This window comes from Altererythrobacter sp. MTPC7 (assembly GCF_042851395.1).
GTDB lineage: Bacteria > Pseudomonadota > Alphaproteobacteria > Sphingomonadales > Sphingomonadaceae > CAJXSN01.
In genome coordinates this window covers 166023-179271 of record NZ_BTGS01000005.1, presented here as the reverse complement: position 1 = coordinate 179271, position 13249 = coordinate 166023, and the positions used below count along the sequence as shown (strand labels likewise).

Sequence of the window (13249 nt, the reverse complement as noted above, 5' to 3'; positions counted from 1 at the left end):
CGAATGTGGGCCTGACGCCGGCCATCCATTCTCGGGAAGAGCATATCAAGGCGCTGGTTCTGGCGGGCGCGATCCTGATCGTGCTGCCGCTGCTGCCGCTCGGCAATCTGGTGCTCTACCCCTTCATGATCCTGTCGACCTGGTTCCATGAAATGGGCCACGGCATGGCGGCGGTCATGGTGGGTTACGATTTCGAGCGGCTGGTCCTTTTCCCCGACGGGTCGGGGGTTGCCGAATCCTACGGCCCCCTGCGCGGCACGCGGCTGAAGGAAGCGGCCATCAGCGCGGCCGGTCCCATCGGCCCCGCCATTATCGGTTCCCTGCTGATCATCGCCTCGGCCCATCCGCGCGCGTGGAAACCGGCCCTGTTCCTGCTGGCCGCTGCCATCGCGTTGTCGACCGTCATCTGGGTCGACGGGTTGACCGGCTGGATTGTCCTACCGCTGATTGCGACCGCCCTCGTCGCGATCGGTCTGAAAGGCACGCCGTGGCTCGACCGTTTCGCCCTGCAATTGCTGGGCCTGCAGGCGGCGCTGTCCATGTTCGCGCAGTGGGATTACCTGCTGATGGAACAGGCCGATATCGGAGGCGGCACGATGCTGTCCGACACCGGCCAGCTGGAGGCTGCCTTGCTGCTGCCGCACTGGGTCTGGGCCATCGGCATCATCGCGCTGGCCGCGCTCATGATCGGGGCCAGCCTGCGCTATGCATTGTCGGACCGGCGGACCCCCAGCGACTGGACGCCGCGCAGAGTGAAGAGACGGCCATGAACCACCGCGAACGCATCATCGATATCGAACAGGGCGGCTTCGTCCTGCTGCTGCTCCTGCTGACGGCGGGCCTGGTCTATATCGTCTGGCCGTTCATCTCGCCCCTGCTGTGGGCGGCGATGGCGGCGATCATCTTCCGCCCGCTCTACGACTGGATGCTGGCCCGAATGCCGACCTATCCGAACCGCGCGGCGGCGGCAGCGCTGGTGGTCATCCTGTTTGCCGTGCTGTTACCGGCGCTGTGGGTCGGCAGCGTCGTCGTGCGCGAGGCGGCGCGCATCGTCGTCGCCTTTCGCGAAGGGCGCATCGACATCGTCGGCTGGTTCCGCGACATCATCGCAGCCCTGCCCGAAGGAATGCAGGCCCAGCTGGAAAGCAGCGGCCTGACCAATCTCGCCGAAATCCAGGACCGCCTGCAGCAACTGGTCGCGGAAAGCGCCGGGCTGATTGCGCGGCAGGCCGTGTCCATCGGCGGCAGCGCGCTCGGCTGGTTCCTCGCGCTCGGCGTCATGCTGTATGTCATGTATTTCCTGCTGCGCGACGGCACGCGGCTGGGCGGAGAAATCCTGCGCGCCATGCCGGTCGATCACGACATTGCAGAGCGGCTGGGCGAGCGCTTCCTCAACATCGTGCGCGCGACAATCAAGGGCACGTTTGTCGTCGGCATAGTGCAGGGCATTCTCGGCGGGCTGACCTTCTGGATCGTGGGCCTTCCGTCCGTCGTCCTGTTCGCGGTGCTGATGGGCATGTTCTCGCTGCTGCCGGCCATCGGTCCCGCCATCGTGTGGGGCCCGGCGGCCATCTGGCTATTGGCCACGGGCAGCATCTGGGAGGGGTTGGTCGTGCTGGCCTCCGGCGTGTTCGTGATCGGCATGGCGGACAATCTGCTGCGCCCGATCCTGGTGGGGCGCGACACGGGGATTCCCGACTGGGTGGTCCTGCTGACGACGCTGGGCGGGCTGGCCACGTTCGGTCTGTCGGGCATCGTGATCGGCCCGCTGGTCGCCGGACTGTTCATTGCCGGCTGGACAGTGCTGCGCGAATATCGCGAACTGTCCAACGGCGAGGTCCATTCCGTACCGCTGGAACCCGGGGATCGCTGAGCGCAGCCGGGCCATGTCCTACGATGCCATCATCCTGGGCGGAGGCGCGGCAGGCCTGTTCTGCGCCGCGCAGGCGGCCCAGCGCGGGCGCCGCGTCGCCGTGCTGGAGAAAGCGGACAAGGTCGGCCGCAAGATCCTGATCTCCGGCGGAGGCCGGTGCAATTTCACTAATATCGGCGCAGGCCCGCAGCATTACCTGTCGGCCAATCCGCACTTTGCGAAATCCGCGCTCAGCCGCTATCGCCCGCGCGACTTCCTGGCGCTTGTGGAAGCGCACGGGATCGCCTGGCATGAAAAGACGCTGGGCCAGCTGTTCTGCGACGGCCCGTCGAAACAGATCGTCGACATGCTGATGGCCGAATGCGGTGCGGCAAAGGATGGCGGCGCGGCCGAGATCATGACCGGGCAGGACGTCACCGAGGTGGTGCAGGACGGCGGACGGTTCGCGGTCATGGCGAATGGCCGCGCGCTGACCGCGGACCGTCTGGTCATCGCCACCGGCGGACCGTCCATCCCGAAGATGGGGGCGAGCGATTTTGCCTACACCCTGGCGCGGCGGTTCGGGCTGAAGATCGTGCAGCCCCGACCCGCCCTCGTGCCCTTTACCCTCGGCGGGGAAGACGTGCTGTTCCGCGAATTGTCGGGCGTATCCGCCGAGGTCGTCGCCTCTGCCGGCAAGGGCAAGACCGGCGCGTCGTTTCGCGAGGCGGCGCTGCTGACCCATCGCGGCCTGTCCGGCCCGGCCATGCTGCAGGCCTCCAGCTACTGGCAGCACGGCGAGCCGGTGGCGGTCGATTTCTTCCCGGACGAACGCGCGGACTGGCTGCTGGAGCGCAAGCAGCAGGCCAGCCAGACCGATATCGCGGCGCTCTTTCGCGAACACCTGCCGGAACGCCTCGCCCGCGTGCTGGCCGAACGGCTGGGCCTGTCCGGCCCGCTGCAGGGCCTTTCGGACAAGGCACTACGCCAGGCGGGCGAGAGGCTGAAACGCTGGCAATTCATGCCGAACGGCACGGAAGGCTATGCCAAGGCGGAAGTGACCGCAGGCGGCATCAGCACCGGCGAATTGTCGTCCCGCACGATGGAGGCGAAATCGGTGCCCGGCCTTTATGCCATCGGCGAGGCGGTGGACGTCACCGGCTGGCTGGGCGGCTACAATTTCCAGTGGGCGTGGGCATCGGCCTGGGCCGCGGCGCAGGACCTCTAGGCCCCGGGCGCACCAGTCGCGGCGGCTCAGTCCGCCGCGCGCAGTCCCGCGACAGGCGCCGCGCCGCCATCCCTGCCGGACAGGCCGTCGAAGATCGTGTCGACGATCCGGGCCAGCTTCCGCTCGCTCAGCCGCTGGTCGATCAGGGCGATCATGTCGGGCATGGTATAGCACAGCACCATCTGGTTGATGACCGAAAGCGCCTCGTCGATCTTGAGGCCGGGCAGAGCACCTTCGCCCTGAGCCTCGGCAACGATCATGGCGAGGTAATGGTCGGCAAGGTCGACATAGCCTCTGACTCGCTCGGCCGCGTCCGAGCCCGCTTCGCACAAGGCGCGGAAACCGGCCGGATCGCGGCGGAAATCGTCGCGCAGCATCAGGTAGCGGCGGGCGATGAATTCATAGAGCTTGCGGCGCGGTGGCAGATCGCTGTCGACGACCTTCTCCATGACCTCTATCTGGGGCTGGTAGAACGCCTCCGCCACGCCGTCGAACAGCATGTCCTCTTCCGGGAAGGACCGGTCGATCTTGCTGCGGGAAGAACCCGTTGCCCGGGCAAGATCGGCGCGGGTCACTACCTTGCCTTCCGTCCGCGTCAGTTCCAGCGCCTGCGCGACCAGGTGCGCGCGCTCGCCTGCATCGTTCATCGGCGCGTTCATTGTCCATCCTCTGTCATGCCGCCGATCTAGGCGGCGATGCGGCATAAGAAAAGGGCCGCCGGAACGAACCGGCGGCCCTTTCTACCGTCTCCCCGAAAGGAGCGGCGCCCGCTTACTGGGCGGCCATGTAGGTCGTGCCGGCATCGCGTGCGCCATTGGGATCGGCATTCTCGTCCGCCAGGCGGTAGAGCGCGCCATCGGCGACCGCGTAGACCTGGCTTTCGCCGTTCTCGCGGATCAGGATGCGGCTGTTGTCCGAATACCAGTTGAACGTGCCGGTCGTCTCCGTCCCGTCGGCGCCGACCATGGTATAGCTGTCGTTCGCGCCGAGCGTGATCGAGGACGCGCCGCCTGCGCTGTCCGCATTGGTGTAGGTGCGCTGGTAATCGACGGTGCCACGCGCATCGACGGGCACTTCGGGATATTCGACGTCCACTTCCGGAACATCGACATCGACGCCGGCAGTCGTGCCGTCATCGACCACCCGCTCGTCCGTTTCGGCGCCGCCGCATGCGGCAAGGGCAAGGGCGAGCGGGGCGGCAAGGCCAAGGCGTGTCAGGGTTTTCATTCAGGTATCCTCTGTTGCAAGTGATTGCCTGACCAACGGCCAGCCGGGCCCAAAGTTTCAGGCAAACCGTGCGAAAGTGGATGCACAGGAAAAGCTCAGCCTGCTTCCTTCGGAGGCCACGGGATGAAGGCGCTGGTCCGTTCGATGTAGTCTTCGTACTTCCCGCCGCGCTTCTTCTTCATGCCGCTTTCCAGCAGGGCGGCGCCCGACCACTTCGTCAGGGTGAAGGTCAGGAAGATCGGACCGGCAATCGTGTAGAGCGCCCATTCCCAGCCAACCGAGGCGGTCACCAGCCAGATACCCCACCACGCGCAGGCGTCGCCGAAATAGTTCGGATGCCGGGTGTAGCGCCACAGGCCGGTATCGAGGATTTCGCCCTCGTTGTCGCGGTTCGACTTGAACCGCTGCAATTGCCAGTCCCCGACCCATTCGAAGAAGATGCCGACCAGGAACAGGGCAAGGCCTGCCCATGCGAGGCCGGTAATCCCGCTGTCGTTCCCGGCGGCGAGGATGCCGACCTGTGCCGGGCTGGACACCAGGAACAGCAGCAGCGCCTGCCCCAGCCATATCTTGAACAGGGCCGACAGGGCGAAGGCGGCGCGTCCTTTCTCGCGCGCCTTTCGCATCATGCGCTTGTATCGCTGGTCTTCCCCGTCCTTCCACCAGCGCGCGAAGAGATAGATGCCGAGGCGAAAGCCCCATGCGCAGGTCATGGCGAGCAGGAGGTTCGCCGCAGGTCCGCGGTCCGGCAATTGGAGCCAGCTGGTAATGGCCATGACCGCCATCCCGGCGCCCCAGAAGGCGTCGATGAACGACACGTCGTCGATTGCGACGGACAGGGCCCACAGGACCAGCACGATCCCCACCAGTATCGCGGCATTCAGCAGCAGCGCATCGATCATGTCGTCTCCCCTTCTATCCTCAAGCGTTCGGCCTGCGCCTCCAGCACCTTGTAGCGCTCGTATTCGGGGCGCTTCGACCGTAGGAAGTCGGCAATCCGGCCAAGGTCCGCAGCATAATCGTCGCGGGGCCAGATCGGTTCGCTGAAGCCCAGGGTGCGGCTGTCCCACGATACCCATGCCACCACGACCGGCACCTCGGCGGCGCGCGCGATATGCCAGAACCCCGATTTCCATTCCCCGTCTGACGAGCGGGTGCCCTCCGCCGCTATGACGAGGGCGAGGTGGTCCGCCGCAGCGAACGCGTCTGCCACCTGTTCGACGTAGTTGGCGCGCCGCGTCCGGTCCACGGGCACGCCGCCCATGTCATACATGAAGTTCTTCATGAAACCGGTGAACAGCGTGTGCTTGCCCATGAAGCTGGGTGCGATGCCTTCTTCCGCCGTGGCGCCCGTGAAGAACACGAAGTCCCAGTTCGAGGTATGGGGCGCGCCCGCGATCACGAATTTCGGAATATCGGGCAGCCCGCTATCGATTTTCCAGCCCTGGAAACGATAGATCCACCAGATAATGCGCCGCACGATACGCGACAGGATCGACGGCTTTCGGCGCGGCCTGTCAGACATTCTCTCTCCCCCGAAACACTGCCCTAGCAGTTACGATAGGGAATGCGAAAATTTGTCCAAGCTGCCGAACTATTTTTTGCGGAGCCTTCTTCGAAGAATCGATGCTCGACGCAGAAACTCACTTCTGGTTGTCTCAGGGTACGCCATCCATTCAAGTTGAGTAACGAGCGTAAGAGTGGCTCGCGAAATTATCCACATCCCTGAAAAAAACAGCCCAACGGCAAGCAACCCTTCCAGTGTATCCAAGTATAGATTTGGCCCCATCACCTTTACAGTCAAGCTAGTCAAAAAAGGGTACGCCGCTCCCATGAAGGTAGGTAACAATCCAAACATCACTATATTCACATAGTGATGCAAAGCCTTTGCGAGGCCGGAAGAGTCATAGAGATAGCGACGACCAACAATAGCCGAGTAGTAAAGATTCTTACGAGACCGATTGGCAAATAGGATCGAACTTCTGGCGAAGATCCAATCGATTCGCCGCGAGAGGTATCGTGCAACTTGAAGGCCGAGAGCGAACAGCGTTCCAAACGTAGCGAGCGCGACTATCGTTTTAGACGCGAAAAAATCAACAATAGTGACCATCACATCCGGAAGACGCCGAATTGCGGACGCTCCGGAATGGGGGCCTCAAGCGTCGCGGCGAAGGCGAGTCCCAGCACGTCGCGGGTCTGCGCCGGGTCGATCACGCCGTCGTCCCACAGGCGGGCGGTGGCGTAATAGGGGTTGCCCTCGTCCTCGTATTTCTGGCGGATCGGGGCCTTGAACTCCTCGGCCTGCTCCTCGGTCCAGCTATCCGCGTCGCGGTGGACGGTGGCGAGGACGGATGCCGCCTGCTCGCCGCCCATCACGCTGATCCGCGCATTGGGCCAGGTGAACAGGAAGCGCGGGGAATAGGCGCGGCCGCACATGCCGTAATTGCCCGCGCCGAAGCTGCCGCCGATCACCACGGTGACCTTGGGCACGGTGGCGGTGGCCACTGCCGTCACCAGCTTCGCGCCGTGCTTGGCGATGCCTTCCGCCTCGTATTTCCCGCCGACCATGAAGCCCGAGATGTTCTGCAGGAACAGCAGCGGGATGCGGCGTTGCTGCGCGAGCTCGATGAAATGCGCGCCCTTCTGTGCGCTCTCGGAAAACAGCACGCCATTATTGGCGAGGATCGCCACCGGCATGCCCCAGATGTGGGCGAAGCCGCAGACCAGCGTGCTGCCGTAATGCTGCTTGAACTCGTGAAACTCGCTGCCGTCGACCAGCCGCGCGATGATTTCCTTCACGTCGTAAGGCGCACGCACGTCTTCGGGCACGATCGCATAGAGGTCGTCGGCATCGAACCTAGGCGGGCGTGGGTCGTGCAGGTCGATGTCCTTCGCCGCCGCGTGGTTGTCGCCTAGATGGCTGACGATATCGCGCACGATGGTGAGCGCGTGCTCGTCGTTCTCGGCGAGGTGATCGACCACGCCCGATTTCTTGGCATGGAGGTCGCCGCCGCCGAGGTCCTCGGCGCTGATTTCCTCGCCCGTCGCGGCCTTTACCAGTGGCGGTCCGGCAAGGAAGATGGTGCCCTGGTTACGCACGATCACCGTCTCGTCGGACATGGCAGGCACATAGGCCCCGCCCGCCGTGCAGCTGCCCATCACGCAGGCGATCTGCGGGATGCCGAGCGCGCTCATATTGGCCTGGTTGAAGAAGATGCGCCCGAAATGGTCGCGGTCGGGAAAGACCTCGGCCTGGTGCGGCAGGTTCGCCCCGCCACTGTCGACGAGATAGATGCAGGGCAGCCGGTTCTCCTGCGCAATCTCCTGTGCGCGCAGATGCTTCTTGACCGTCATCGGATAGTAGGTGCCGCCCTTCACCGTGGCATCGTTGCACACGATCATGACCTGCCGCCCCGACACGCGCCCGACCCCCGCGATCAGCCCCGCACCGTTGATCTCGTCCTTGCCGTACATGCCATTTGCGGCAAGCTGGCCGATCTCGAGGAAAGGACTGCCAGGATCGAGCAACCGCTCGACGCGCTCGCGCGGCAACAGCTTGCCTCGCCCGACATGCCGCTCACGGCTGCCTTCCGAGCCACCCAGAGCCGCAGCTGCGACGGTGAAGCGCAGGTCGGCTGCCAGCGACTTATTGTGCTCGAAACGCGCCTTGGCATCGGGTGCCTCGCGATCGAGCGTCGAGGTGAGAACGGGTGCGCTCACCCCGCCGCCCCGATCAGTTCGCGGCCGATCAGCATGCGGCGGATCTCGTTCGTGCCCGCGCCGATGTCGAGCAGCTTTGCATCGCGATAGAACCGTTCGACCGGCCAGTCGGTGGTGTAGCCCGCCCCGCCCAGCGCCTGCACCGCCTGGTTCGACAGCTCGACCGCGCGTTCCGACGCGTTGAGCAGCGCGCCTGCCGCATCGAACCGCGTCGTCTGCCCGGCATCCGCTGCCTTCGCGACGTTATAGACATAGCTGCGCGCCTGCTGGAGGCTGACATACATGTCCGCCACCTTGGCCTGCATCAGCTGGAAGCTGCCGATGGGCTTGCCGAACTGCTTGCGCTCGCGGACATAGGGCAGGACTGTGTCGAGGCAGCCCTGCATCAGCCCCAGCGGGCCGCCCGACAGCACGATGCGCTCGTAATCGAGACCACTCATCAGCACCGCGACGCCGCCATGCAGCGGGCCCATCACGTTCTCCTCCGGCACCTCGCAATCGTCGAACACCAGCTCTGCCGTGGGAGAGCCGCGATTGCCCATTTTCTCGATCTTCTGGCCGATGGAGAAGCCCTTCATGCCCTTCTCGATCAGGAAGGCCGTGATGCCTTTCGACCCGCCCTCGGGATCGGTCTTGGCATAGACGACCAGCGTGTCCGCCTCGGGCGCATTGGTGATCCAGAACTTGGTACCATTCAGGAGGTAGCCGCCCTGCACGCCTTGCGCCTTCAGCTTCATCGAGACTACGTCGGACCCTGCAGCCGCTTCCGACATGGCGAGGCTGCCGACATGTTCGCCGCTGATGAGTTTGGGCAGGTATTTGCGCTTCTGCTCGTCATTGCCCCAACGGCGGATCTGGTTGATGCACAGGTTGGAATGCGCGCCGTAGCTGAGCGCGACCGACGCGCTGACGCGGCCGATTTCCTCGCACGCGATCACGTGCTCGAGATAGCCGAGCCCAAGCCCTCCGAACTCTTCCTCGACCGTGATGCCGTGCAGGCCCAGCTCGCCCATCTGCTCCCACAATTCGCGCGGGAACCAGTCCTCGCGGTCGATCTTCTCCGCCAGCGGGGCGATGACCTCGTCGGCGAAGCGGCCTGTGGTCTCGCGGATCATGTCGGCGGTTTCGCCGAGCTGGAAATCGAAATCGGGGGTCGCGCGCATGGTCTCTCCTGGGGATACCGGCCATGACGATGGCCGTGTTTGTTGCGCCTGCGCATAGCAAGGCACGCAGCGCGCGCAAACCTCGCGCCATTATCAAAGGATAACTTGTTAAAATCGCGAAGCTTTTTATAAGGATCAATCGGGGCATCTTGCCCATTACCGCCAATCCTGTATGCCGCGATGAATGAAGGATTCTTCAGGCGTGATGATGATACCGACCGCACCGTGGCCGCAAGATACGGCGCCCGATCCTGCAAAACAGGAGGATGCCGTGCGCCTGCCGCTCCTGGCGGGGTTCGGGCTCGACGTGCTGGAGGATGACGACGAGCTTCAGCGAATCGTGCGGTTTGCCGCAAAACTGTGCGATGCCCCCACATCCACCGTCTCCATCCTGGAGGAACGGCGACAGTGGTTCCTCGCCCGCGACGGGATAGAGGAACGCGAAACGGATCGCTCGGTCAGCTTCTGCGGTCATGCCATGCTGGGCGATACGATCATGGTCGTGCCAGATGCGAAGGAAGATCCCCGCTTCGCCGACAACGCGCTGGTCACAGGCGCGCCGAAGATCCGGTTCTACGCAGGCGCTCCGCTGATCACCAGCGAAGGTGCGCCGGTGGGCGCGCTGTGCATTTTCGACAGCACCCCGCGCCCCGACGGCCTGACCGAAATTCAGGAGCAGGGCCTGAAGGTTCTGCGCGATGCCGTCATGCGGCGGCTCCATGCGCGCAGGCGCGACCTCGTGCGCGATGCCGAATTGCAGCGCAGCCAGGAAAAGCTGGGCGCATTGGCCGATTCCATTCCCGACATCGCATGGGCCGCCAATGCGGAAGGGGAAGTCGATTTCTTCAACCAGCGCTGGTACGAATATACCGGGCTGGACCACAGCACGCCGCCCGACAACGAGACAGCACGCTCCGTCTTTCATTCGGACGACCAGGAGGCCTATGTCGATGCGTGGGACGAAGCGCTGGCGAGCGGCCAGCCCTTCGAACAGGAATTCCGGGTCCGCCGCTCCGATGGGACGTGGCGCTGGATGATCGGTCGCGGCGTCCCCGTACATGACAGCGCGGGCGATGTGACGCAGTGGTTCGGCACGCTGACCGATATCGACGACGGCCACCGCCTGTCGGAAAGCCGGGACCTGCTGGCCCGCGAATTGTCGCACCGGATCAAGAACATCTTCGCCGTCGTATCCGGCCTCGTCCTGCTGCGTGCGCGCAACCGGCCCGAACTGAAGGACTTTGCCGAGGAACTGGGCGAAGCGATCCGCGCGCTGGGCCGGGCGCACGACTTCGTTCGCCCGCTGGGCAGCGAGAAGGGCAACGAACTGCGCGGCCTGCTGAACGTGCTGATGGCCCCCTATGGCATTGGCGAAGGCAAGCAGGTCGAGGTGTCCGGCGTGACGGTCAAACTGGGCAAGCGGGCGGCAACCCCGCTGGCCCTGATCTTCCACGAACTGGCAACCAATTCTGCGAAATACGGCGCGCTTTCGCGTGAGGAAGGGCGCGTCACCATTTCGCTGGCGGAACGCGGCGATACCGTGCTGATCGACTGGAACGAGACCGGCGCGCCGGGCGGCAAGGTGCCCGAACGCAGCGGTTTCGGCTCCACCCTGCTCGACATGAGCGTCAAGTCGCAGCTGGACGGATCGATGGAGCGCGAGTGGGGCAAGGACGGCCTGAAAGTGCGCCTGTCCATCCCTGCCAAATCGCTGGCGATTTGAGCGAAGGGCCTGCCTTCCTCCGGTTCGATGCTGTCCGCAAATGCTATGACGCCGTCGTCGCGGTCGATACCGTAACGCTGGACATCGCGCATGGCGCCTTCGTCGCACTGGTCGGCGCATCGGGATCGGGCAAGTCGACCCTGCTTAAAACGGTCAACCGGCTGGTCGAACCGACATCGGGCCGCGTCCTGCTGGGCGGCGAGGACGTCTCCGGCCTGCCTGCCCCGGCCCTGCGCCGCAGGATCGGCTATGTCTTCCAGTCGATCGGCCTGTTCCCGCACATGGATGTCGCCCGCAATATCGGCATCGGCCCCAGGCTGGCCGGGGCCAGGCTTGGCCAGGATCGGATCGGCGAATTGCTGGACATGGTGGAACTGGACGCAGGCTATGCCGGGCGGATGCCGTCCGAACTGTCGGGCGGGCAGCGCCAGCGCATCGGCGTGGCGCGCGCGCTGGCCGGAAACCCCGAACTGCTGCTGATGGACGAACCCTTTGGCGCGCTCGACCCCGTCACGCGCGACGCGCTGGGAGAACGGGTGCGCGCCCTCCATGCGCATCTGGGCCTCACCACGGTCATGGTCACGCACGACATGGCAGAGGCCCTGCTGCTGGCCGACCGGGTGCTGGTGATGGAAGCGGGCCGCATCGTCGCCGACGAAACGCCTCGCTCGCTGCTCGCCGGCAAGGGCGGGGACGCGGCGCAGCAACTGGTTGCCGTGCCGCGGCACCAGGCAGAGCGGCTGGCGGAGCTGGAAAGTGGGTGACGTGCTTGCCGCGCTGACCACCCTCGGGGACAAGCTGGCCGCCCATGTCGTGCTGGCCGCCTGCGCCATTGCTTTGGGCATTCTCGTTGCCCTGCCGCTGGCGGTGTGGGCCAGCCGCAACGCCGCGATTGCGCGCCTGTCGCTGGGCTTTGCAAGCCTCGTCCAGACCGTGCCCGCGCTGGCCCTGCTGGCCCTGTTCTTCCCCATCCTCCTTTCGCTCCGCGCCGTGTTCGGCGAAGGCCTCCCCACGCTCGGCTTCCTGCCCGCGCTGCTGGCCCTTGCGCTCTATGCCCTGCTGCCGATCCTGAGGAACGCGGTCACCGCGCGCGAACATATGGCCCCCGGCGTGCTGGAGGCGGCGGACGGTGTCGGCATGACCGGCTGGCAGAAATTGCGGCTGGTGGAGGCCCCGCTCGCCGCGCCCTATGTCATGGCCGGGATCCGCACCGCCGCGGTCTGGACCATCGGCGCCGCCACCCTGTCGACGACCATCGGCCAGCCATCGCTGGGGGACCCGATCTTCGCCGGGCTGCAGACCCAGAACTGGACGCTGGTACTGGCAGGCTGCCTTGCCTCCGCCGGGCTGGCGCTGGTCGCCGATGGGCTGCTGGGCCTGGTCGAGCGCGGATTCGCGCAAGGGAAGCGGCTGTTCGTGTGGAGCGGGATCGGCATCGCCCTGCTGGGGATCGCGGCTTCTGCCTGGGTGCTGCTTGGCGCGGCCCTGTTCGGCGGGTCGCAGGACGACGACAGCGTGACGATAGGGGCGAAGAGATTTTCCGAGCAATACATCCTTGCCCGCCTGATCGGCCAGCGGCTGGAAAGCGAAGGCTTCAGCGTATCCTACCGCGACGGGCTGGGTTCCGCCGTCGCGCACAGCGCTGTGTCCAGCGGCGAGATCGACGTGCTGGTCGACTACACCGGCACCATCTGGGCCAACCAGATGAACCGCACCGACAATCCCGACCGCGACACCATGCTGCGCGAAATCGCGGCGTGGGAGACGGAGACGAGCGGGGTGGAAGTGCTGGGCCGACTGGGGTTCGAGAACGCCTATGGCCTGGCGCTGCGCAGCGACCTGGCAGAGGCGCGCGGCATCGCCTCCATTGCCGATCTTGCGGGGGCGTCGCGGCAGATGACGATCGGCGGCGATCCCGAGTTCTTCGAACGGCCCGAATGGATCGCGGTGCGCGATACCTATGGCCTGCAATTTGCTGCCACCCGCAATTTCTCGCCCACTTTCATGTACAATGCCCTGCAATCGGGCGAGGCCGACGTGATCGGGGCCTATACCTCCGACGGTAGGATCGCGGCGGATGACCTGACGATCCTGGACGATCCCAGCGGCGCCTTCCCCAACTACGACGCGATCATCCTGCTAAGCCCGGAGGCGAAAACCGATCCTGCGCTGGTGGAGGCGATAAGCCCGCTGGTGGGCGCGATAGACGTGGAGGCCATGCGCGCGGCCAATCTGTCGGTCGACCGGACCGATGCGAAAAAGCGCACTCCGGCCGAGGCAGCGCGCGAACTTGCCCGGAATCTCGAGCCGGCACCGCAGCCCTGAAGCTGCGCAGC

Annotated in this window: 12 protein-coding genes; 6 read left to right on the top strand and 6 right to left on the bottom strand. The window is 65.1% G+C overall.

Features of this window, described 5'->3' with window-relative positions:
- Positions 1-5: 5 nt before the first annotated feature.
- From ACGHJ7_RS06305 to ACGHJ7_RS06295, 3 genes are read left to right on the top strand one after another with little or no spacing between them, the layout of a single operon-like run.
- Positions 6-770: a M50 family metallopeptidase gene (locus ACGHJ7_RS06305; protein WP_390475517.1), complete on the top strand. Its 765-nt coding sequence runs from the start codon at positions 6-8 to the stop codon at positions 768-770.
- Positions 767-1873 (top strand): AI-2E family transporter, encoded by a 1107-nt coding sequence (locus ACGHJ7_RS06300; RefSeq protein ID WP_390475514.1) that lies wholly within the window; start codon positions 767-769, stop codon positions 1871-1873. Before ACGHJ7_RS06305 ends, ACGHJ7_RS06300 begins: the two co-directional genes overlap by 4 nt.
- Before the next feature lie 13 nt (positions 1874-1886).
- Complete coding sequence (locus tag ACGHJ7_RS06295) at positions 1887-3080, top strand: NAD(P)/FAD-dependent oxidoreductase (protein ID WP_390475512.1); 1194 nt, start codon at positions 1887-1889, stop codon at positions 3078-3080.
- A 26-nt stretch (positions 3081-3106) separates the two neighbouring features.
- On the opposite strand, the gene ACGHJ7_RS06290 is transcribed toward ACGHJ7_RS06295, so the two are convergent.
- The 6 genes from ACGHJ7_RS06290 to ACGHJ7_RS06265 all read right to left on the bottom strand — a co-directional run bounded on the left by ACGHJ7_RS06290 (position 3107) and on the right by ACGHJ7_RS06265 (position 9190).
- Entirely contained in the window at positions 3107-3739 is a 633-nt protein-coding gene (locus ACGHJ7_RS06290; RefSeq protein ID WP_390475511.1) for a hypothetical protein, read from the bottom strand.
- Between the two features lie 112 nt (positions 3740-3851).
- Positions 3852-4307, bottom strand: a complete 456-nt coding sequence (locus ACGHJ7_RS06285) for a hypothetical protein (RefSeq protein WP_390475509.1) — start codon at positions 4305-4307, stop codon at positions 3852-3854.
- 95 nt (positions 4308-4402) lie between these two features.
- Positions 4403-5209 carry a DUF1295 domain-containing protein gene (locus ACGHJ7_RS06280; RefSeq protein ID WP_390475507.1) on the bottom strand — a complete coding sequence of 269 codons (807 nt, stop codon included), beginning with the start codon at positions 5207-5209 and terminating at the stop codon, positions 4403-4405.
- A complete protein-coding gene (locus ACGHJ7_RS06275; RefSeq protein WP_390475505.1) occupies positions 5206-5832 on the bottom strand; it encodes a 1-acyl-sn-glycerol-3-phosphate acyltransferase in 627 nt (208 codons plus the stop codon). The genes ACGHJ7_RS06280 and ACGHJ7_RS06275 overlap by 4 nt, the downstream gene beginning before the upstream one ends.
- Positions 5833-6416: 584 nt before the next feature.
- Entirely contained in the window at positions 6417-8027 is a 1611-nt protein-coding gene (locus tag ACGHJ7_RS06270; RefSeq protein WP_390475503.1) for a carboxyl transferase domain-containing protein, read from the bottom strand.
- The gene (locus ACGHJ7_RS06265; protein ID WP_390475501.1) at positions 8024-9190 is read right to left on the bottom strand and encodes an isovaleryl-CoA dehydrogenase; all 1167 of its coding nucleotides are present in this window, start codon (positions 9188-9190) and stop codon (positions 8024-8026) included. Before ACGHJ7_RS06265 ends, ACGHJ7_RS06270 begins: the two co-directional genes overlap by 4 nt.
- A 184-nt stretch (positions 9191-9374) precedes the next feature.
- Here ACGHJ7_RS06265 and ACGHJ7_RS06260 point away from each other — a divergent pair, with 184 nt between their 5' ends.
- The 3 genes from ACGHJ7_RS06260 to ACGHJ7_RS06250 are packed head-to-tail and all read left to right on the top strand — an operon-like array spanning position 9375 to position 13238.
- Complete coding sequence (locus ACGHJ7_RS06260; RefSeq protein ID WP_390475500.1) at positions 9375-10913, top strand: sensor histidine kinase; 1539 nt, start codon at positions 9375-9377, stop codon at positions 10911-10913.
- On the top strand, positions 10910-11677 hold the full coding sequence (locus ACGHJ7_RS06255) for an ATP-binding cassette domain-containing protein (protein ID WP_390475498.1): 768 nt from the start codon (positions 10910-10912) through the stop codon (positions 11675-11677). Before ACGHJ7_RS06260 ends, ACGHJ7_RS06255 begins: the two co-directional genes overlap by 4 nt.
- Entirely contained in the window at positions 11670-13238 is a 1569-nt protein-coding gene (locus ACGHJ7_RS06250; RefSeq protein WP_390475496.1) for an ABC transporter permease/substrate-binding protein, read from the top strand. The genes ACGHJ7_RS06255 and ACGHJ7_RS06250 overlap by 8 nt, the downstream gene beginning before the upstream one ends.
- Positions 13239-13249 lie beyond the last annotated feature (11 nt).